The organism is Paeniglutamicibacter sp. NPDC012692, assembly GCF_042901625.1.
Taxonomy (GTDB): domain Bacteria; phylum Actinomycetota; class Actinomycetes; order Actinomycetales; family Micrococcaceae; genus Paeniglutamicibacter.
Genome location: NZ_JBIBDE010000001.1, coordinates 1,255,260 through 1,274,030, shown reverse-complemented (window position 1 = coordinate 1,274,030; position 18,771 = coordinate 1,255,260). Strand labels below are relative to the sequence as shown.

The window sequence follows — 18,771 nt, the reverse complement described above, 5'->3', positions numbered from 1 at the left end:
ATGCCAGTTGCACCCATTGACGTGACCCAATTCGGGACCGGCAACCAGCCCGTCCGCGCGCCGAAACAGACCATGGACGGCGAAGTTTTCATGCACCTGCTGGTGACCCAGCTGGCGAACCAAGATCCGAGCTCGCCCATGGACACCAACGAGATGATCGCGCAGACCACGCAGCTCGCGTCCATGGAAAAACTCAACATGCTCAGCACCACCCAGAACGTTTCCCTTGCGATCCAGCAGCGCACCGCGGTTGCCGGCCTCATCGGACAGGAGATCACGACGGGCGGCAAGGAACCCATCACCGGGGTCGTGACAGCGGTTTCCTTCGCGGGTCTCGAACCGATGCTCACGGTGGACGGCAAGCAGGTTCCCTACGGATACGTCGAGAGCATTCGCTCGGTGAAGACCGAAATCGAGCCGCCGGTAGACACGGCCGGGCCGACGCCCGATCCCAAGCCGGAACAGCGACCCGTCGACGCCTAACCTTCGCCGGCCAGCAGCACAATTTTTGAACAATTCCACGTCCACGCCACCGTAGAAAAGAGTCAGCAACATGCTTCGTTCACTGTATTCAGGAATCTCGGGCTTGCGCGCCCACCAGACCATGCTCGACACCACCGGCAACAACATTGCCAACGTCAACACCGCGGGCTTCAAGTCCTCGTCCATCCAGTTCCAGGACACCCTGTCCCAGATGACCCAGGGCGCAACCACCCCAGGCGCCACGACCGGCGGGCGCAACCCGGCCCAGGTCGGCCTGGGTGTGCAGGTCGCCGGCATCAGCACCAACTTCGGCCAGGGCTCGGCGCAGAACACCGGGCGTTCCTCGGACATGATGATCGCCGGCAACGGCTTCTTCATCACCCGCAACGGCGGCAGCACCTCGCTGACCCGTGCCGGCGCCTTCGACTTCGACGCCAACGGCCGACTCACCAGCCCCAACGGCGGGATCGTCCAGGGCTGGATGGCCAACAACGGCGTCATGCCGGCCGGCGGCGCACTGCAGGACATCACCCTGCCCAAGGACCTCGTGGCACCGGGCATTGCAACAACCACCGCCTCGCTCATCGGCAACCTGCCCAAGGAAACCGCCGTCGGCGACACCATCGTGCAGGACAAGGAAATCTTCGCGGCCGACGGCACCAGCCGCACGCTGTCCATGACCTTCACCCGCACCGCCGGCGGCTGGGACGTGGCAGCGAACGACGGCGCCGGAGCCACCGGAACCGCAACCCTGGCCCTGGCCGCCAACGGAACCCTGAACGGCGGAACCATGAACGTCGGCGGCGTCGCCGTGGATCTGTCCAAGGTCACCGGCTACGCCGGGCTGAAGACCGTCTCCATCAGCGAACAGAACGGCCGCTCCGCGGGCGCCCTGGAGTCCTACACCCTCGGTTCCGACGGCACCCTCACCGGCACCTTCTCCAACGGCGCCCAGCAGGCCATCGCGCAGATCGTCCTGGGCTCGGTGGCAAACCCGGCAGGCCTGCAGAAGACCGGCGGTTCGGGCTACGCACTCACCGCAAACTCCGGTGCCATTGAATACGGTGCTCCGGGTTCCCCGGGCATGGGCGACATCGCCGGCGGCATGCTCGAAATGTCGAACGTCGACCTGTCCCAGGAATTCACCAACCTGATTGTCGCCCAGCGCGGATTCCAGGCGAACGCCCGCATCATCACCACCAGCGACGAGGTCCTGCAGGAACTGGCCAACCTGAAGCGCTAAGCCGTGTTGGAGGCACCGTTGGCTAACGGTGCCTCCACGCCTGCCGAGAGTGACCTCTGAAAGGACGGGTGACATGATCGTTGTTACAAGGCTCAACACGAGTCGCTTTGCGATCAACCCGGACCTCATCGAACGGATCCAGGAAAACCCGGACACCGTTGTGGTCATGGTCAACGGCGCCAAATACGTGGTGACCGAGTCCATGGAAGAGGTCATCGGGCTGGTTATGCACTATCGAGCTTCAGTGGTTTCAAAGGCTCGACTGCAGGAAACCGAGTCCCCGTCCTCTGGAACACCTTCGCATCGATCGAGGACGCCCTAATTGGATCCCGCAACAATCATTGGCCTGCTACTGGCCTTCGGCGCAATGTTCACCATGCTTTTCATGGAGGGCGCCAACGTCTCGTCGATTCTCTTGCCGGCCCCCATGATCATTGTGTTCTTCGGAACCATTGCCGTCGGGATCGCCAGCGGAACCATCAGCGACACCATCATCGCCTTCAAGACGCTGCCATCCGCCTTCCGCGGAAAGATCGCGCCGATCAGCGGGCTGATTGCCCGGATCGTCGAACTTGCAGATGTCGCCCGCAAGAACGGCCTGCTGGCTCTTGAAGCCGAAGCCCACGCGACGAAGGACCCGTTCCTGAGCCGCGCGCTGCAGTCCATGGCCGACGGTATCGACGGGGACGAACTGCGCGACCAGCTCGAAGACGAGATCGCCACGCGTGAACGCACCGACGCTGTCGCACACAAGTACTTTTCCACGCTCGGCGGCTATGCGCCGACCGTCGGCATCATCGGCACCGTGGTCTCCCTGACCCACGTGCTCGAAAACCTCTCAAAGCCCGATGAGCTCGGACACATGATCGCCGCGGCATTCGTGGCGACCCTCTGGGGCCTGGTCTCCGCAAACTTCATCTGGCTTCCGATTGGTTCGCGCCTGCGCCGCCTCTCCGAACTCGAGGTCGAGCGCATGAGCCTTGCCGTCGAGGGCCTTCTGGCCATCCAGGCCGGAAGCCAACCCATCCTCTTGGAGGAACGCCTGCGGGCCATGGTGCCGGCGCACGAGCTGCGCACCAAGGGCAAGGGAGATTCCGCGAAGACCGAGCGCAGCGTGCTCGAAGACTTCAAGGAAGCGGCGTGAGTTCCCGTCGCGGATCACGGCGCGGGCGCAAGGCGCCGGCCGAACACCACGGTCCGGATGAGCGGTGGATGGCCTCCTACATGGATATGGTCACCGTCCTCATGTGCCTGTTCATCGTCCTCTATGCGATGTCCACCGTTGACCAGGACAAGTTCGAGTCGCTGAAGAATTCCCTTGCCACGGGATTCGGCTCCGAAAAGAGCATCAACGCCGATACCGCCCAGGGCATTGTGGTGCCGCCCGAACTGGTCGGCTCCGAGGGTCTGCTTGCCAGCGCCGAAATCGATTCACAGACCAAAGCGAAACTCTTGAAATTGGCCGAGGCCGAGGAAGAAGAGTTGCATGAGCTCAAGGTCCGCATCGACCAGCGGCTCAAGGACTCGGGCCACAAGGGAGCGGCGGACTTCTCCATCAACCAGCGCGGGCTCACGGTCCGGTTGGTGAGTGCCGAAACGTTCTTTGAACCGAACAGCGCCGAGCTGACCAAAAACGCCCGCGAGATCATTGATGCGATTGCCCCGGTGCTTGCGCCGACGAATCGCCACTTTGAGATCGAGGGCTTCGCCGACGAGCTGCGTCCCGTCGACCCGTATCCCACCAACTGGGAGCTGTCCGCCAGCCGTGCCACGGGAGTGCTGCGGGCCATGGTGGAAGACGGGGGAGTGAAGGCGCAGCGCATCTCCTCGGTCGGTTACGGGGATGCACGTCCGCTGAAGGGCGGCAAGGACAACTCGTTGAACCGTCGTGTGGACATCGTGGTCCTCTCCAACCAACCGGAAAGCGTCAGAAACCTTCTGCCGAAGGCATAGGTTCCACCCGGGCCAACGGTGTTTGGGTGTCAATCCCGGAAAATGACTGGAATCCGGCTAACCATATGGCCATGCCCTCCGATAGTGGTGGCAGTGACCCCTATGTCTGCGGGCAACCAATAATGGCTGCCCTGAACCCCAAATCCCCTGCTGCGGCAATGGCTGTCGTCTACGACTTCCGTAGGCCCACCACGCTGGCCCGCGAGCACGCCCGCGTCCTCGAGCTTGCCTTCGAGACCTTCGCACGCCAATGGGGCACCCAGCTCACGGCCAAAATCCGTGTGATGTCCCAGGTCACGCTGGAATACTTGTCCATGCAGTCGTACGACGACTACGTAGCCGGGCTTCCGCCCACCACGGCCATGGTGCTGTGCGAATCCGAGGCAACGACCGCTCGCACCGTCATCCAGTTCCCTGCCGCAGACGCCCTGAACTGGGTGTCCCACATGCTAGGCAGCCCCACCGCCACCGAGGTGCCGGAGCGCAAGTTCACCCGCATTGAGCAAACGCTGGTGCGCGGGCTCATGGATGAGGCCCTCGAGGACCTTCACTATTCGCTTGGCGCGCTCCTGCAACATCAGCTGAGCGTGGCGAGCATCCACCACAACTCGCAATTCGCCCAGGCCGCAACCAAGTCCGAACTGGTCATCGCCGTTTCCCTGCGGGTGCGCGTCGGCGAACGCAGCACCCATGCCAGCATTGCCGTTCCGGCGGAACTGATCCTGCCGCAACTGGGCGAAACCAACCCGACGGGTCCGGCCGAAAACGCCGGCGAGCTGCTCACCCAATCCCTCGCCGGGATCCCGGTGGACGTCGCCTTGGCGCTTGGCACCGCGGCCGTCACCCCGAGCACCGTCTTGAACCTTTCCGTCGGGGACGTGCTGCCGTTGCCGCACCCCACTCACAGGCCCTTTGAACTTTCCGTGGAAGGTCGCCGTTTGGGCACCGCCGCGGCCGGTACCCGGAGCGGCCGGATCGCCGCTGTCGTAGTTTCTACCGAGGAGACCCCCGTATGATTCCCGCACCCTCAGGAACCCCAGTGCTGCATTCGACCGCGCTGTATGCCGCGGCGGCAGAAGCCCTCGCCGCGATGTTGCCGACCCCGGCACCGGTGAGTGCGAAGCTGCACGCCGGCGCACGGGATGCCTCGATGCTCACCGCCATGGGCGAGATCGTCGGAGCAACATTCGTCGGCCAGTTCTCCGCAGATGTGCTCATCTGCGTGGATGCCCCGCTGCTTGGCGGGAACCCGGGCGGCAACGGCTCCCTGATTTCCACCGCCGACGTGCTGCGCCCGGCCCTGGACGCCGCAACAGGCGTGCTGGGCGTGGGCGTGCTGTCCACCGATGCCGTGGTGAGCCCCGAAGCCCTGCTGGGTGACGCGGAAACCGTGGTCTTCGAATTGATCAGCAGCGGCACCGTCATCGGCTGGTTCGCCCTGCGCATCCGCGAAAACGCGGCTGCCGAATCGGCCAACGCCAAGAACGGCGAGGACCGCGAGGACGTCAGCTCCCGCCTGGGCCGCATCAACAACGTGGAAATGGCCCTGACCGTTGAAATCGGCCGCACCCGCATGTCGGTGCGCGACGTACTGAACCTCGAGCCCGGCGCGGTGGTGGAGCTTGACCGTTCCGCCGGCGCCCCGGCCGACATCCTGCTCAACGGCCGACTCATCGCCCTCGGCGAGGTCGTCGTGATGGACCAGGACTACGGCGTGCGCATCACCAAGATCCTCGACGTGAATGAGGGTTTGTCCTAGCTTGGAGAATTTCTTTCTACTGCTGCGGGTGGTCGTCTCGCTCGCGGCGGTTCTTGGGCTCTTGTTCTACCTGCGCAAGCGCCTCCTACCCCGTTTCGGCTCGCCCAACGCCAGCCAGGTCACCATCGTTGAACGCCACGGAATCGGACCCAAATCCACCGTGGTGCTCCTTGACGTGCAGGGACGGCGCTACCTTCTGGGCGTCGGCGAGTCCTCGATCAACGTGCTCGACAGCTTCGAGGCGCCCGAGCCGCCGATTGCCGTTCCCGCGACCGGTGACGTCGCGGACGCCTCCGCCGCTCGGCGTTCGCAGTCCTTTGCGCTGAGCCTCCAGAAGGTCACGGGTGCGCCGGCGGCCGGGGCCGGCCTACCCGACGCTGTCGATCCGGCGGCAATTGACGACGCCGCGCGCCATGCCCTGCCCGGCGGCAAGGCATCCGGGCCGCTGGCCGGTTCGGTGCTTTCGCCGGACACCTGGCGCCAGGCCTGGACCGCCTTGAAGACGGGGCGGTCGGCATGAGCGTCGGAACCATGACTGTTTTCAAGAAGACGAGCTTTAGAAAGGCAATGCCGGGGAAGCGGCGCCTCTTCGGCGTGGCCCTGGCCGTGCTTGCCCTGGGTTTGCTGTTCACCGTGCTGGCCGCGGGCACTGCCTGGGCGGCACCCGTGGAGCCGGCCCCGGGAACCGGTGGCGGCGGCGTCTCGGTGGAGATCAACGGGCCCAACGGCACGCCGAGCTCCGCGATCGTCACGCTCATCGCCATCACGCTGCTTTCGGTGGCGCCGGCCCTGCTGCTCATGATGAGCTCGTTCACCAAGATCTTCGTGGTGCTGGCGATGACGCGCAACGCGTTGGCGCTGCCGACGATCCCGCCGAACCAGGTGCTCGCCGGGCTCGCGCTGTTCCTGTCGCTGTTCATCATGTCCCCGGTGCTCACCCAGATGAACGACCTGGGCGTGCAGCCGTACCTGGCGGGGACCATCGATTTCCAGAAGGCCCTCGAGGTCGGGGTGAAGCCGCTGCAGGACTTCATGCTGCTGCACACCCGCGAGGCGGACATCGCCCTGATGACCCGCGCCGCGGACCTGCCCAACCCCGCCGCCCCGGCCGACGTGCCGCTGACGACGCTGATCCCGGCGTTCATGATCTCCGAGCTGCGCGCCGCCTTCATCATCGGCTTCGTGATCTTCGTGCCGTTCCTGGTCATCGACCTGGTGGTCTCCTCCGCCCTGATGTCCATGGGCATGATGATGCTCCCGCCGGTGATGATTTCGCTGCCGTTCAAGATCCTGCTCTTCGTGCTGGTCGACGGCTGGGGCTTGATCATCACCGCGCTCATCGGCAGCTACAAGATTGCCGGGGGCTGACGTGGACCCGAACGCGGTACTGGACATCGGCCTCTCCGGCCTGGTGGTCGCGGCCAAGCTCTCGGCCCCGGTGCTGATCACCTCGCTGGTGGTCGGCTTCGCGATCTCGCTGTTCCAGTCGATGACGCAGATCCAGGAAGTCACGCTCTCCTTCGTGCCCAAGGCCGTCGCGGTGGCGATCGCCCTGCTGGTCTGCGGGCACTGGATGATCTCCGAAATGGTGCTCTTCACGCACGAACTCTTCGACAAGATTCCGGCCCTGCTGAGGGGCAGCTGACATGCAGGCGGTGCTGCCGCTGGAGTCCCTCGAGGCGATGCTCCTGGCGGCGGTGCGCATGACGGCGTTCATCGTCATCGCCCCGCCCTTTTCCCACAATGCCATTCCGGGGCGCATCAAGGCGACCCTCGCGGTGGGCCTGGCGCTGGCCGTGACCCCGCGGCTCAGCGCAAACTACCAGCCGCAGGACACCGGGCCGTTCCTGGCCGCGGTGGTCCTGGAGCTGGTGACCGGGGCCGCCCTCGGCTTCCTGGTGATGGTGCTTTTCGCCGCGGTGCAGAGCGCCGGCGGGCTGATCGACCTCTTTGGCGGCTTTGCCATGGCGCAGGGCTTCGACCCGCAGTCCATGGTCAACGGCGCGCAGTTCTCGCGCTACTTCCACTGGGCCGCGCTGGCCCTGCTGGTTTCCTCCGACGGCTACCAGCTGGTGCTCGCCGGGCTGTTCCGCTCCTTCGACGCCATCCCGCTGGGCGGCGGGATCGGCCTGGACGCGGTCGCCGGGAACCTGGTGCACGGTGTGGGGCAGATGTTCGTCTCGGCGATCCAGATCGCCGGCCCGCTGCTGGTGGTGCTGGTGCTCGCCGACATCGGCCTGGGCCTGCTCACCCGCGCCGCCCCCGCGCTGAATGCCTTTGCCATGGGCTTCCCGCTGAAGATCTTCCTGACGCTCTCGCTGGCCGGGACCGTGTTTGTGCTGCTGCCCTCTGTGGTTTCCGCGCTGGTGCGATCGGCCCTGAAGGCCGTCGGCGGGGTGTTGGGGGCATGAGCGAGGACTCCGGGGAGCGCAGCGAGAAGGCCACTCCCGAGCGCATGAAGGAAGTGCGGTCCAAGGGCAAGATGACCCGCTCGCAGGACCTCACCGCCTGGCTGGGCATCGCCGCGGCCGCGCTGATGATCCCGGGGCTGCTGGGCCTGGCCGAGGAAGCCGGGCGCGGCCAGTTCGTCGCCATCCGGGCCGTCATCGCCAACCCGCAGCAGGGCTCCGCCCTGGAGGTGCTGGGGCTGGGCCTCTCCTCGATGCCCGCGACGATGGCGCCGATGTTCATCGCCGTGCTGGTGGTCATCCTGGCCACAGCGGCCCTGCAGGGCGGCATCAGGTTCAAGAAGTTCAAGATCGACCCGTCGAACCTGAACCTGGTCAGCGGGTTCACCCGGGTGTTCGGGCTCCAGGCGCTCTGGCAGGGCATCAAGGCGCTGCTGAAGGTCGTCGTGATCGGCCTGGTGCTCTGGAGCGTGGTGTCCTCGCTGATGCCGCTGCTGCTGCAGTCCGGCTCGCTGCCCATCTCCTCGCTGCTGGGCGCCGGGGGCAGCGGCGCCGCCTCGCTGATCCGCGCCTCCGTGATCGCCGGACTGGTGCTCGCGGCCCTGGACGTCCTGGTGGTGATGCGCCGGAACCGGAAGCACACCCGGATGACCCGCAAGGAGGTCACCGACGAGAGCAAGCGCTCCGACGGCGACCCGCTGATCAAGTCCCAGCGCCGCTCCCGCCAGATGGCCATGAGCCGCAACCGCATGATGGCCGGCATCGCCGACGCCGACGTGGTGATCGTGAACCCCGTCCATGTGGCCGTCGCCCTGAAGTACGAGCCCGGGAAATCCGCGCCGAAGCTGGTGGCCAAGGGCGCCGGCAACATCGCCACGCGCATCCGCGAGGAGGCCGGCACCCACAAGGTGCCGATGGTCAAGGACATCCCGCTGGCCCGGAACCTGCACGCGGTCTGCGAGATCGGCGACGAGATCCCGCCCGACACCTACAACGAGGTGGCCCGGGTGCTCGCGTTCGTGATGACGCTCAAGGCCCGCGGCTCCGCGGCCGGCGTGCACACCGTGCCGGGCCCGCCGCCACCGCCGAGCCATCCTCCGCCGCCTCCGCCCACGCCGCCGACCCCCCGCCCCGCCCCCTAAGGAACAAACCCCATGAAATTTGCGAGTTTCTCCAAGATCGCCGTCCCGCTGGGCGTGGTGGGCATCATCATGCTCCTGGTGGTTCCGATCCCCGCCGCGCTGCTCGACGGGCTGATCGCCGTCTCCATCCTGCTGGCCCTGGTCATCCTGTTGACCACCATGTTCGCCAAGCGGCCGCTGGATTTCTCCGTCTTCCCCTCGATGCTGCTGGTGGCCACGCTGCTGCGCCTGGGCCTGAACGTCGCCTCCACCCGCCTGGTGCTGGGCAACGGCTACGCCGGCGAGGTGATCGCCGCGTTCGGCCACATCGCCGTGGGCGGCTCGCTGATCATCGGCTGCGTGATCTTCCTGATCCTGGTCGTCATCCAGTTCGTGGTGGTCACCAAGGGCGCCGAGCGCGTCGCCGAGGTCGGCGCGCGCTTCACCCTCGACGCCATGCCGGGCAAGCAGATGGCGATCGACGCCGACCTGAACGCGGGCCTGATCACCGACACCCAGGCGCGCGAGCGCCGCGCGGAGGTCGCCGCGGAGGCCGACTTCTACGGCGCCATGGACGGCGCGTCCAAGTTCGTCAAGGGCGACGCGATCGCCGGCGTCATCATCATCATCATCAACCTGGTCGGCGGCATCGCGATCGGCATGGTGCAGCGCGGCATGGGCGTCGGCGAGGCGCTGAACACCTATGCGCTGCTGACCATCGGCGACGGGCTCGCCACGCAGATCCCTGCGCTGCTGATGGCCGTGTCCACCGGCATGATCGTGACCCGCTCCAACGCGTCCGACGACATGGGGTCCACGGCCTCGGCCCAGCTGGCGCAGTCGCGCACCGCGCTGCTGATCGCCGGCGCCGCGGCCATCGCGCTGGCCCTGGTGCCGGGCATGCCCAAGTTGCCGTTCGTGCTGATCGGCTGCCTGCTGATCTTCGCCGCGCAGCGCATCAAGGCGCAGAAGGCCAAGGACGCATCGTTGGCGGCCGTGCAGGCGCAGAACGAGGCCGCCGTGCCGCAGAAGGAAACCACCGAGGACCTGATCGAGAAGATGCGGGTGCACGCCCTGGAGATCCAGCTGGCGCCGGACCTGGTGGACGTCGTCAACGGGGGAGGCGACGACCTGCTGGCCCGCGTGCGCGCCCTGCGCCGGCGCGTGGCCATGGAACTGGGCCTGGTGCTGCCCCCGGTGCGCACCCGCGACTCGGTGGACCTGCCGCCGGCCACCTACGTGATCCGGATCGCCGGGGTGGAGGCCGGGCGGGGCACGGCCCCGCGCGGGAAGATCCTGGCCCTGGGCGACCACCTGGACTCGCTGCCCGGCGCCTCCGTGGTGGAGCCGGTCTTCGGGCTGGCCGGCAAGTGGATCCCGGCGGAGCTGCGGCACAACGCGGAGATGGCCGGGGCCACCACGATCGACAGGGTCTCGGTGATCGTCACCCACCTGTCCTCGATCGTGCACACCCACGCCCCGCGCCTGCTCACCCGCGAGGACGTGCGCGTGCTGACCGACTCGGTGCGCGAGGTCAACCCCTCCGCCGTGGAGGAACTGGTGCCCGCGCTGCTGTCCCTGGCCGAGGTGCAGCGCGTGCTGCAGGGCCTGCTGCTGGAGGGCGTGCCGATCAACGACCTGCAGCGCATCTACGAATCGCTGTCCCTGCGGGCCAAGGCCAGCACCGACCCGGAGGGCCTGATCGAGGCCGCCCGCGGCGCGCTGGGCCCGGCGATCGCCGCGACCCACCTGGAGGGCAACACGCTGCGGGTCATCATGATCGACCCGGTGCTCGAACAAGCCATGTTGGAGGGATTGCGCCCCTCGGAACTGGGCAGCCAGATCATGCTCGACGCCCACCGGCTGGAGGCCGTGCTGGCCTCGGTCAAGGACCTCGTGGGGCAGCTGGAAAACAGCGGGCTCTCCGCCGTGCTGGTGTGCGCGCCGGCGCTGCGCCCCGCGGTGCGCCGGCTGGTCGGCGGGCAGGGCGGCGGCCTGGCCGTGCTGTCCTACCAGGAGGCGACGGTCGGCGGGGCCGACATCGAGACCGTGGGGGTGGTGCGCGGTGCCGACGCAATATCGGCTTGAGGCCGAGAACCTGGGCGAGCTCAGGGAACGCATCGAGCGGGAGTTCGGGCCCACGGCCCGGATCGCCTCCGCCGAACGCGTGAGCCAGGGCGGGTTCGGGAAGTTCATGGCCCGGCGCTACATCGAGGCCATCGTCGAGGTGCCCGACGACGATCCCGCGGTCCCGCCGGCCCCGGCGGTGCTGCGCCGCGCCGAGAAGCGGGCCGCCGAGGTCCGGGCCGCGATCGAACCCGCGGTGAAACGGGTTGCCCCCGTGCCCGCCACGGACCCGGGGGCCGGCATGGCCTCGTTGCTCGAGCGCGCGGATGCGCAGGAGGAATTGCTTGCAACGCCCAGCGGCGGCCGCCGGGGGCCCTCGGATGCCCCCGCGCCCCCGGGCACGTCCGCGAGTCCGCAGGGCCGCGCCGGGGAATTCATGCGTCTGCTCGACGGGGAAAGTTTCGCCTTCGAACCGCCGACGGGTGCCCGCGCCGCCGTGCCAGGAGCGGACGGATCCTTGCCAGCCCGGCTCGCCTCCGGACGCCCGCCCGCGCCGGTGGCCGATCCGAATCGCGGCGATCCATCCCGGGCAATCCCGTCGCAGGTTCCCTCCCACCGCGACATCCTGCCCTCGCCGCTGGACGGCCCGGGGGACCTCGTGGCCGTCATCGGGCTGTGGGGCGACGGCGTCATTGCGGGCGCACAGCTCGGCGCCGAGTCGGCCCTGCGGCGCCCGGCCGGGGAGCTGGCCCGGAAGTTCGATGCCGATGCGGCCAAGCACCAGCCCATCACGGACCGGCGAGGCGTCCTCAAGGCGCGCGCTGCGGCGGTCGAGGCGCAGGAGCCGCTGGTCGTCTCCGTGGCGCTGAATCCGCTGCAGCCGCTGCGGGATCAGGTGGAATTGCTGGACATCCTGGGTCCCGACCAGCTGTGGGTCGCCGTCGATGCCGGACGCAAGGGCGAGGACACCGCGGCATGGGTCGGGCACGTCTCCGCGCGCCATCGTGTCTACGCGGTTGTCGCGCTGCACTGCAACGAGACGCTCAGCCCGGAATCCGTGCTGGACTTGGGATTCCCCGTTTTCGACGTCACCGCCCCGACCCCCTAGGCGGGCCGGTCCAACCGCGTGGCTGGGCTATGATTGTGCAGTGCTGGTACTTACCCGGAAAGTCGGAGAACAGGTCCTGATCGGCGAGGACATCGTGGTGACGGTCCTCGACGTGCGCGGGGACTCGATCAAGATCGGTTTCGACGCGCCCCGGGGCATCAAGATCCAGCGCGCGGAGATGGTTGCCGCGGTGACCGAGGTCAACCGCGAGGCCGCCGCAGCCCTCGACAAGGGCGCCGAGGCGCGCCTGCGCGCGCTGTTTGCCGCCGCCCCCAAGCCGACCCGGCCTCCTGCGCCGAGCGCGTAAAAGACCCCGAAATTAGCACTCGCCTTGACCGAGTGCTAATGCTTGCCTAGAGTCATTGGTGGCACTCGTTGAAACAACGGATGCCGTAAAGCCTGAGGTAATTCGCCAGCTGGCACCGCGACGACGGTTGGTATCGCCCCAACGGCCCGTAAACCATTGGTAACTCACGCAAAGGAGAGACGATGTCCGTCTCCATTAAGCCTCTCGAGGACCGCATTGTCGTCCAGCCGCTCGAAGCAGAAACCACCACTGCTTCCGGTCTGGTCATCCCGGATTCCGCAAAGGAAAAGCCGCAGGAAGGCAAGGTCGTAGCAGTAGGACCGGGCCGCGTCGATGACAACGGCAACCGCGTTCCTGTAGACGTAGCCGAAGGCGATGTCGTTATCTACTCCAAGTACGGCGGAACCGAAGTCAAGGTCGGCGGTGCAGAGTACCTGGTGCTCTCGGCACGCGACGTCCTGGCCATCGTCGTAAAGTAGTTTTTCCTCATAAAGCCCCGGCCCCCGGCCGGGGCTTTATGTAGCTTATTAGGAGTAACGCATGGCAAAGCAGCTAGCTTTTAACGAAGAGGCGCGACGCGCCCTCGAAGCGGGCATCGACAAGCTCGCAAACACCGTCAAGGTGACCCTCGGTCCCCGCGGTCGCAACGTTGTCCTGGCCAAGTCCTGGGGCGCGCCGACCATCACCAACGATGGCGTGACCATCGCACGTGAGATCGAACTTGAAGATGCCTACGAAAACCTTGGCGCGCAGCTGGCCAAGGAAGTGGCAACCAAGACCAACGACGTTGCCGGCGACGGCACCACCACCGCCACCGTGCTGGCACAGGCACTGGTCAAGGAAGGCCTGCGCAACGTCGCGGCCGGAGCCGACCCGCTGTCCCTGAAGCGCGGCATCGAAGTTGCCGTCGAGGCGGTAGCCGCACGCCTGGCCGAGAACTCCGTTCCGGTCGAGGGCAAGCAGGTTGCCAACGTTGCAGCCATCTCCGCGCAGAGCGAAGAAATCGGCGAGTTGCTGGCCCAGGCCTTCGACACCGTGGGCACCGACGGCGTCATCACGATCGAAGAGTCCTCGACCACCGCCACCGAGCTGGTTGTCACCGAGGGCATGCAGTTCGACAAGGGCTACCTGTCCCCGCAGTTCGTCACCGATCTCGATCGCCAGGAAGCCGTCCTCGAAAACGCGCTGATCCTGGTGAACTCGGGCAAGATCTCCACCGTGGCCGAGTTCCTGCCGCTGCTGGAAAAGGTGCTGGCCGCCGGCAAGCCGCTGTTCATCGTTGCCGAGGACATCGAGGGCGAGGCCCTCTCCACCCTGGTCGTGAACAAGCTCCGCGGCACGCTCAACGTCGTGGCAGTCAAGGCACCGGGCTTCGGCGACCGCCGCAAGGCCATGTTGCAGGACATCGCCATCATCACCGGCGCTCAGGTCGTCTCCCCGGACCTGGGCCTGTCCCTGGACACCGTGGGCCTCGAGGTGCTGGGTTCGGCTCGCCGCATCACCATCACCAAGGACTCGACCACCATCGTTGACGGTGCCGGGACCGAGGAAGACGTTGCAGACCGCGTCTCGCAGCTGAAGGCCGAACTGACCCGCACCGATTCCGAGTGGGATCGCGAAAAGCTCTCCGAGCGCCTGGCCAAGCTGGCCGGCGGCATCGGCGTGATCAAGGTCGGCGCAGCCACCGAGGTCGAGCTGAAGGAACGCAAGCACCGCATCGAAGACGCTGTGTCCTCCACCCGCGCGGCCCTTGAAGAGGGAATCGTTGCAGGCGGCGGCACCGCGTTGGTCGACGCGCTTGCAGTGCTGGACACGGACGCATCGGTGCTCGCCCTGACCGGCGACGCGGTTGCAGGCGTCGGCATCGTGCGCCGCGCACTGGTCCAGCCGTTGCGCTGGATCGCCCAGAACGCCGGGTTCGACGGCTTCGTGGTGATCTCCAAGGTCTCCGAGTTGCCGGCCAACGAGGGCTTCAACGCCCTGAGCGGCGAGTACGAGAACCTGATCAACGCCGGTGTCATCGACCCGGTCAAGGTCACCCGTTCGGCGCTGCGCAACGCGGCATCGATCGCGGCCCTGGTGCTGACCACCGAAACCCTGGTTGCCGAAAAGCCGGCCGAGGACGACGACTCGCACGCAGGACACAAGCACTAGCACGTAGCCACTGCGTGTCAGCGGCATGAATGCCGCCGGTCCCCGGACCCCGCCCAGCGCGGGAACCCGGGAAACCGGCGGCATTTTGCGTATGCAGCCGGAACCTGCGCGGCAATCGGCGACGACGGGCCGCTGCCACGGCAAAAAACCACGTTTGCTATCGTTGAAAACTCAGGTCCACCGTTCCGGACCTGCTTGATGCAGACAACTCCCCAGGATGTACCCCCTGCTTTCCTTATCTCCCGCTGCGCCGGGCACCGCCAAGGCCCCAGCCGCGTTCAGGCCCGAGCTCCAGGGCCTGCGTGCGCTGGCGGTCCTCTTGGTGATGGCTTACCACGTCTGGTTCGGCCGCGTTTCCGGCGGCGTGGACGTGTTCCTGATGCTCTCCGCCTTCTTCCTCACGGGCTCCTTCGTCAGGAGGGTGGAGACCGGACGGCCGCTAGGCCTGGTCTCCTACTGGCTCAACGTCTTCCGGCGACTGCTTCCGGCCGCGGTCGTCGTCTTGCTGGCGGTCATCGCGGCCAGCATGGCGCTGCTGCCCAAGGCTCGGTGGAGCTCGATCATGGAGCAAATCACCGCCAGCCTGTTCTACCAACAGAACTGGCAACTGGCCCGGGACTCCGTCGACTACTACGCGACCGACCATGCCACGGCAAGCCCGCTGCAGCACTTCTGGTCCCTGTCCATCCAGGGGCAGATCTTCATCCTCTGGCCCCTGGTCCTGGCCGGGGGCATGTTGCTGTGGAAGAAACTGCGGCCTCGCTTCCCGGCCCTGGGCTACCGCACGGTGATGGCCGTGCTGTTTTCCGCGGTCTTCGCCGCGTCGCTGGCCTACTCGATCGGCACGACCGCCAGCCGCCAGGAATGGGCGTACTTCGACACCGGGGCAAGGCTCTGGGAGTTCGCCCTGGGGTCCCTCGTGGCCATCGCGCTTCCGCTGCTGGAAAGGGTTCCCCGCTGGGTCGGCGTTCCGCTGGGCTGGGGCGGACTGGCCGCGATCCTCGCCTGCGGCATGGTGCTGCAGGTCGAACAGCAGTTCCCCGGCTACCTGGCGCTGTGGCCGACGCTTGCCGCCGCCGCTGTCATCCTGGCGCCCGCCAGCCCGTGGGGCGTGCAGCGCCTGCTGGCGCTGCCGGCGCTCGGCTGGCTGGGAAACCTTTCCTACGCACTGTACCTGTGGCACTGGCCGGTCATGGTCTTCTTCCTGGTCGAATCCGGAAGCCAGGACATTTCCCTGGGGGCTGGACTCGGGCTCATGCTGGTCTCCCTGCTGCTGGCTTGGGGCACCACGCGACTCGTCGAATCGCCCCTGCGTTCCTGGCAGTGGCTCGCCGCCAAGCGCCGGCGGGCGGGACTGGGCATAGCCGTACTCGTCGCCCTGGTGTTGGTTCCGCTCAACGGCTGGGAACACCAGGTCAGTGCCGAGGAAAGCCGCGCCGCCGCGCAGGTGCCCTATGACAACCCGGGGGCCGAGGCCCTGCGGCCCGGATCCGCCCCGACCCCCGATCCGCAGGCAGTCATGATCCCGCTGACCAGCAAGCTCGATGAACAGTGGTCGAACTACGGGGACGACTGCGCGGGGGAGTGGGCGCCGGAGGGTGACGCCATCGAGTACTGCCAGCAGGGCGGGGCTCCCGACGCCGAGAAAACCATCCTCCTGGTGGGCGACTCGCACGCCCAGCACTGGAGCGGCGCCGTCGATGTCATGGCGCAAAAGCAGGGCTGGCGCTGGATCCTGCTGACCAAGCCCTCATGCCGGTTCGGCGGCCCCTCGGAGACCCGCGGCGAGGAATGCGGCGCGTTCAACGAGGCCGCTTCCGACTACGTGCTCGGGCACAAGCCCGACGCCGTCATCACGGTCGGGACGTTCACGGCTCTTGGCCCCGACGAGGAGGGACGCACCCCCGGGGAACAGGAACGCGTGGTGCCCGACTACAAATCGGGCATCCGCCCCATCCTGGACGCCGGGATACCGGTGGTGGGGCTGCGCGACACGCCGCGTTTCGTGCTCTCCCCGCCCGAATGCGTGGACAGGTTCGGGGCGGAGTCGGAGAAATGTTCGGCCCCCGAATCCGAGTTGATGGCCGAAACCTCCCCACTCGAGGAGCTCACCGCCGGAGGAACCTTGGGGGAGAATTTCTCGACCATGGACCTGACGGACCTGCTCTGCCCCGAGGGCACCTGCCGCCCGGTGGTCGGCAACGTCTTGATCTACATGGACCAGTCGCACCTCACCGGCGTGTACGCGCGCAGCACCGGCGCCGAGTTCGAGCGCCGCTTCCTCGCGGCCATGGACCCGAACGACTAGAAACATTGGAGGTGATGGGCGACTTGTGACGTGTTGATGCTTTCGCCTGCCCGTCCGCGTACCTAAGCTGGGCCCATGACGCCCCGTGCTTTCCCCTGGGCGGGCAGCAACCGAAGTGGAGACGCGCCATGTACGCCGACGAACAAGACACGCCACGGCTCCGGGCGGAGCCGGACGCACAGCCGGGATGCGACCGGCGGGGATTCCTCGCCGCCGCGCTGGTCGGCGGGGCACTCAGCCTGCCGCTTGCGGGCACCGTAGTCCCGGCGAGCGCGGCCGCGGTCCAGGGACGGGTGTACACGGTCGGCAAGCGCAACACCAAGCTGAACGCCACGTACCCGCGCGCCGAGTTCCGCGGGATGTGGGTGGCCAGCGTGCTGAACGTCGACTGGCCCTCGAAGCCCGGCCTTCCCGTCGCAACGCAGAAGGCGGAGCTGCGCGCGCTGCTGGACGTGGCGGTGAAGCGCCGGCTCAACACGGTGCTGCTGCAGGTGCGCCCGACGGCCGACAGGATGTGGGCCTCGACCCTCGGCGAGCCGTGGTCGAGGTACCTCACCGGCACCCAGGGCAAGGACCCCGGCTACGACCCGTTGGCCTTCGCCGTGGAGGAAGCGCACAAGCGGGCGCTGGGCCTGCACGCCTGGATCAACCCGTACCGGGTCTCCATGGGCACTTCCCTGGACTCGCTGGTCCCGACGCACCCGGCACGGAAGAACCCGTCGTGGACCTTCGCCTACGGCGGCAAGCGCTACTACAACCCGGGGATCCCGGCCGTCCGCAAGTACATCATCTCGGTCATCACGGACCTGGTGAAGCGCTACGACGTGGACGGAATCCACTTCGACGACTACTTCTACCCCTACCCCGTCTCGGGAGTCAGCATCCCGGATGCCGCCACCTACAAGACGTACAAGGGGGCGTTCACCTCGGTGGCCGACTGGCGGCGCAACAACGTCAACGTGTTCGTCCGGGATGTGCACCAGGCCATCCACGCGGCCAAGCCACGGGTCGTGTTCGGGATCTCGCCCTTCGGCATCTGGCGCAACCGCTCGTCCAGCACCCTTGGCTCGGCAACCTCGGGGTTCGAGGCCTACACGTCGCTGTATGCGGACTCGCGGGCCTGGGTGAAGAACAACTGGGTCGACTACATGCTGCCCCAGCTTTACTGGAACCAGGGATTCACGGTCGCGGACTACAACGTCCTGGTGGATTGGTGGGCCAAGCAGGTTGCGGGGACCCCGGTGAAGCTCATGATCGGGGAAGCCACCTACAGGGTTGGCGCCGGCGGGGCCTGGAACGACAAGAACGAACTGAGCGACCACCTGACCAAGACCCGGTCGGTGTCGGCGGTGCGCGGACAGGCCTTCTACAACGCCACCTCGGTGCGCGCGAACTCGCTGAACGCCATGGGCACCCTTGCCGCCGCCCACTACGCCCGCCCGGCCCTGCCGCTGGCGTTGCCGGGCCTGCATGCAACGCGCCCGAACACCCCGGTGATCACTTCGGCCGTCCGCACGTCATCCGGCGTGAAGCTCAGCTGGAAATCCTCGGCCTCGGGTGAGAAGATCCGCTACATCGCCATCTGGAGGTGGGAATCCACGGGCGCCAAGATGCCCAATATCCAGGCCACTGGCAGAAACCTGCGCAAGGTGGTTTCCCGCACGGCAACATCCCAGAGCTGGACGGACACCGGGGTGGTGCGCGGCAAACGCTACTGGTACATGATCCAGGCCGTCAGCCAGACGGGAATGGATTCCGCCAAGGCCAGCGCCATCTTCGTCAAGGCCTGAACCGGCGACCTTGGGTAACCTGTGGTGGATCAAGCCCGGGGGGCAGATGGCGACCTGCTCTTCGCACTGG

The 18,771-nt window shown here is 67.0% G+C and carries 19 protein-coding genes; all 19 read left to right on the top strand.

The features are described from left to right. A complete protein-coding gene (locus ACFY5D_RS05830) occupies positions 1–483 on the top strand; it encodes a flagellar hook assembly protein FlgD (protein WP_387526303.1) in 483 nt (160 codons plus the stop codon). Positions 484–553: 70 nt separating this feature from the next. Further along, positions 554–1,726, top strand: coding sequence for a flagellar hook protein FlgE (locus ACFY5D_RS05825; protein WP_387526300.1), 1,173 nt, complete (start codon positions 554–556; stop codon positions 1,724–1,726). Between the two features lie 73 nt (positions 1,727–1,799). Next, positions 1,800–2,048: a flagellar FlbD family protein gene (locus ACFY5D_RS05820; RefSeq protein ID WP_387526297.1), complete on the top strand. Its 249-nt coding sequence runs from the start codon at positions 1,800–1,802 to the stop codon at positions 2,046–2,048. Continuing rightward, positions 2,049–2,870 carry a motility protein A gene (locus tag ACFY5D_RS05815; protein WP_387526294.1) on the top strand — a complete coding sequence of 274 codons (822 nt, stop codon included), beginning with the start codon at positions 2,049–2,051 and terminating at the stop codon, positions 2,868–2,870. It begins immediately after the preceding gene. Beyond that, the gene (locus tag ACFY5D_RS05810) at positions 2,867–3,679 is read left to right on the top strand and encodes a flagellar motor protein MotB (protein ID WP_387526291.1); all 813 of its coding nucleotides are present in this window, start codon (positions 2,867–2,869) and stop codon (positions 3,677–3,679) included. Before ACFY5D_RS05815 ends, ACFY5D_RS05810 begins: the two co-directional genes overlap by 4 nt. A 122-nt stretch (positions 3,680–3,801) precedes the next feature. Continuing rightward, positions 3,802–4,695, top strand: coding sequence for a flagellar motor switch protein FliM (locus tag ACFY5D_RS05805; RefSeq protein ID WP_387526288.1), 894 nt, complete (start codon positions 3,802–3,804; stop codon positions 4,693–4,695). Continuing rightward, complete coding sequence (fliN, locus tag ACFY5D_RS05800; protein WP_387526285.1) at positions 4,692–5,438, top strand: flagellar motor switch protein FliN; 747 nt, start codon at positions 4,692–4,694, stop codon at positions 5,436–5,438. Before ACFY5D_RS05805 ends, fliN begins: the two co-directional genes overlap by 4 nt. A gap of 1 nt (position 5,439) precedes the next feature. Next, positions 5,440–5,958 carry a FliO/MopB family protein gene (locus ACFY5D_RS05795; protein ID WP_387526282.1) on the top strand — a complete coding sequence of 173 codons (519 nt, stop codon included), beginning with the start codon at positions 5,440–5,442 and terminating at the stop codon, positions 5,956–5,958. Between the two features lie 11 nt (positions 5,959–5,969). Then, positions 5,970–6,806 (top strand): flagellar type III secretion system pore protein FliP, encoded by an 837-nt coding sequence (fliP, locus tag ACFY5D_RS05790; protein WP_387526280.1) that lies wholly within the window; start codon positions 5,970–5,972, stop codon positions 6,804–6,806. A 1-nt stretch (position 6,807) separates the two neighbouring features. Beyond that, the gene (gene fliQ, locus ACFY5D_RS05785) at positions 6,808–7,083 is read left to right on the top strand and encodes a flagellar biosynthesis protein FliQ (RefSeq protein ID WP_387526277.1); all 276 of its coding nucleotides are present in this window, start codon (positions 6,808–6,810) and stop codon (positions 7,081–7,083) included. A gap of 1 nt (position 7,084) precedes the next feature. After that, positions 7,085–7,849 (top strand): flagellar biosynthetic protein FliR, encoded by a 765-nt coding sequence (locus tag ACFY5D_RS05780; RefSeq protein WP_387526274.1) that lies wholly within the window; start codon positions 7,085–7,087, stop codon positions 7,847–7,849. Next, positions 7,846–8,988 carry a flagellar biosynthesis protein FlhB gene (locus ACFY5D_RS05775; protein ID WP_387526271.1) on the top strand — a complete coding sequence of 381 codons (1,143 nt, stop codon included), beginning with the start codon at positions 7,846–7,848 and terminating at the stop codon, positions 8,986–8,988. Before ACFY5D_RS05780 ends, ACFY5D_RS05775 begins: the two co-directional genes overlap by 4 nt. 12 nt (positions 8,989–9,000) lie before the next feature. Continuing rightward, positions 9,001–11,055: a flagellar biosynthesis protein FlhA gene (locus tag ACFY5D_RS05770; protein WP_387526268.1), complete on the top strand. Its 2,055-nt coding sequence runs from the start codon at positions 9,001–9,003 to the stop codon at positions 11,053–11,055. Beyond that, the gene (locus tag ACFY5D_RS05765; RefSeq protein WP_387526265.1) at positions 11,033–12,142 is read left to right on the top strand and encodes a hypothetical protein; all 1,110 of its coding nucleotides are present in this window, start codon (positions 11,033–11,035) and stop codon (positions 12,140–12,142) included. Before ACFY5D_RS05770 ends, ACFY5D_RS05765 begins: the two co-directional genes overlap by 23 nt. Before the next feature lie 40 nt (positions 12,143–12,182). After that, complete coding sequence (gene csrA, locus ACFY5D_RS05760) at positions 12,183–12,449, top strand: carbon storage regulator CsrA (RefSeq protein WP_387526262.1); 267 nt, start codon at positions 12,183–12,185, stop codon at positions 12,447–12,449. A gap of 182 nt (positions 12,450–12,631) precedes the next feature. After that, positions 12,632–12,928 (top strand): co-chaperone GroES, encoded by a 297-nt coding sequence (groES, locus tag ACFY5D_RS05755; protein ID WP_071213005.1) that lies wholly within the window; start codon positions 12,632–12,634, stop codon positions 12,926–12,928. 61 nt (positions 12,929–12,989) lie between these two features. After that, complete coding sequence (gene groL / locus ACFY5D_RS05750) at positions 12,990–14,603, top strand: chaperonin GroEL (RefSeq protein WP_387526259.1); 1,614 nt, start codon at positions 12,990–12,992, stop codon at positions 14,601–14,603. 217 nt (positions 14,604–14,820) lie between these two features. After that, positions 14,821–16,911: an acyltransferase family protein gene (locus ACFY5D_RS05745; RefSeq protein ID WP_387526256.1), complete on the top strand. Its 2,091-nt coding sequence runs from the start codon at positions 14,821–14,823 to the stop codon at positions 16,909–16,911. Between the two features lie 128 nt (positions 16,912–17,039). Then, positions 17,040–18,701 carry a glycoside hydrolase family 10 protein gene (locus ACFY5D_RS05740; RefSeq protein ID WP_387526253.1) on the top strand — a complete coding sequence of 554 codons (1,662 nt, stop codon included), beginning with the start codon at positions 17,040–17,042 and terminating at the stop codon, positions 18,699–18,701. Positions 18,702–18,771: the final 70 nt, after the last annotated feature.